This is a genomic window from Streptomyces glaucescens, from assembly GCF_002154375.1.
In the GTDB taxonomy this organism is placed as follows: Bacteria; Actinomycetota; Actinomycetes; order Streptomycetales; family Streptomycetaceae; genus Streptomyces; species Streptomyces glaucescens.
Map to the genome: position 1 here is coordinate 1 of NZ_MUND01000684.1, position 2,028 is coordinate 2,028.

Annotated in this window: 3 protein-coding genes; all 3 read left to right on the forward strand. The window is 73.1% G+C overall.

Annotated elements, in window-relative coordinates; translation table 11 throughout:
• The coding region (locus tag CCN42_RS34900; protein ID WP_107427693.1) for a dihydrodipicolinate synthase family protein at nt 1-1,044 on the forward strand (1,044 nt) is incomplete at its 5' end.
• 29 nt (nt 1,045-1,073) lie between these two features.
• Nucleotides 1,074-1,874, forward strand: coding sequence for a sugar phosphate isomerase/epimerase family protein (locus tag CCN42_RS34905; protein WP_086741404.1), 801 nt, complete (start codon nt 1,074-1,076; stop codon nt 1,872-1,874).
• A 25-nt stretch (nt 1,875-1,899) separates the two neighbouring features.
• Nucleotides 1,900-2,028: MOSC N-terminal beta barrel domain-containing protein (locus tag CCN42_RS45765; RefSeq protein WP_211294859.1), on the forward strand; the 129-nt coding region annotated here is incomplete at its 3' end.

Here is a 2,028-nt window from a genome sequence, read left to right on the forward strand (position 1 = left end):
GTCGGGGGTGACGTCGTCGCCGACCCCCGCGCCGACGTCACCCCCGACTCCCCGGCCGCCGTCGACTGGGACGCCACCCTCGCCTTCCGCCGCCACCTGTGGTCCCACGGGCTCGGCGTCGCCGAGGCCATGGACACCGCCCAGCGCGGCATGGGCCTGGACTGGACGGGCGCGGCCGAACTGATCCGCCGCTCGGCGGCCGAGGCCAAGTCGGTCGGCGGCCGCATCGCCTGCGGCGTCGGCACCGACCAGCTCCCCGCCGGCACCCTCGCCGAGGTCCGCGCCGCCTACGAGGAGCAGCTCGCGGTCGTCGAGGAGTCCGGCGCCCAGGCGATCCTCATGGCGTCCCGCGCCCTGGCGAAGGCCGCGTCGGGCCCCGAGGACTACCTGGAGGTCTACGGCCACCTGCTCCGCCAGGCCGCCGAACCGGTGATCCTGCACTGGCTCGGCCCGATGTTCGACCCGGCCCTGGAGGGCTACTGGGGCGCCACCGATCTCGACGCGGCCACCGACACCTTCCTGGAGGTCATCGCCGCCCACCCCGACAAGGTCGACGGCATCAAGGTGTCCCTGCTGGACGCGCAGCGCGAGATCGACCTGCGCCGCCGCCTCCCGCAGGGCGTGCGCTGCTACACCGGCGACGACTTCAACTACCCCGAGCTGATCGCCGGCGACGACCAGGGCTTCAGCCACGCCCTGCTCGGCATCTTCGACCCGCTGGGCCCGCTCGCGGCGGAGGCGGTCCGGGTCCTGGACACGGGCGACACCGCGGGCTTCCGCGGCCTCCTCGACCCCACGGTCGAGCTGTCCCGGCACCTCTTCCAGGCCCCCACCCGCTTCTACAAGACGGGCGTGGTCTTCCTGGCCTGGCTGGCCGGCCACCAGTCCCACTTCACCATGGTCGGCGGCCTCCAGTCGGCCCGCTCCCTGCCGCACTTCGCCCGCGCCTACGAACTCGCCGACGGCCTCGGCCTGTTCCCCGACCCCAAGCTGGCGGAGGAGCGGATGAAGACCCTGCTCGCGATGTACGGAGTCGCCCAGTGACCGGCCTCGAGCGGTTCAGCATCAACCAGATGACCGTGAAGCAGCTGTCCCTGCCCGAACTGGCCGACGCCTGCACGGGCCTGGGCATCCGCCACGTCGGCCTGTGGCGCGAACCCGTGCAGTCGTACGGCCTGGAGGCCACCGCCAAACTGGTCCGCGACGCGGGCCTGACGGTGACCACCCTGTGCCGCGGCGGCTTCCTCACGGCGATCGGCCCGGCGGAACGGGCCGCGGCCCTCGCGGACAACCGCCGCGCCGTCGACGAGGCGGCGGCCCTGGGCACCGACACCCTGGTCCTGGTCTCCGGCGGCCTGCCCGCGGGCTCCAAGGACCTGCGCGGCGCCCGCGAGCGCATCGCCGACGCCCTGGCCGAACTCGGCCCCTACGCCGAGCGGCACGGCGTACGGCTCGCCATCGAACCCCTGCACCCGATGTACGCCGCCGACCGCTGCGTGGTGTCGACCCTCACCCAGGCCCTCGACCTCGCGGAACGCTTCCCCGCCCACCAGGTCGGCGTCACCGTCGACACGTACCACCTCTGGTGGGACGACCGCGCCCCCGAACAGATCGCCCGCGCGGGCGCCACCGGCCGCATCCACACCTTCCAGCTCGCCGACTGGACCACCCCGCTCCCCGAGGGTGTCCTCAACGGCCGCGGCCAGATCGGCGACGGCGCCATCGACATGCGCGAGTGGAAGGCGTACGTCGAGACCGCCGGCTACACCGGCCCCATCGAGGTGGAACTGTTCAACGACGGGCTGTGGGCCCGGGACGGACGGGAGGTGCTGGCGGAGACCGCCGCGCGTTTCGTCGAACACGTGATGGAGTGATGTCCTCCATGTGATGCTCGGAGGCATGTCTCTTCAGCTGGGCACGGTCACCGCACTCTGGCGTTACCCCGTCAAGGCCATGCTCGGTGAGCGCCTCCGCACCGCCGGTCTCACCGCCCATGGCTTGGCGGGGGACCGGCGGTGCGGAGGCGCT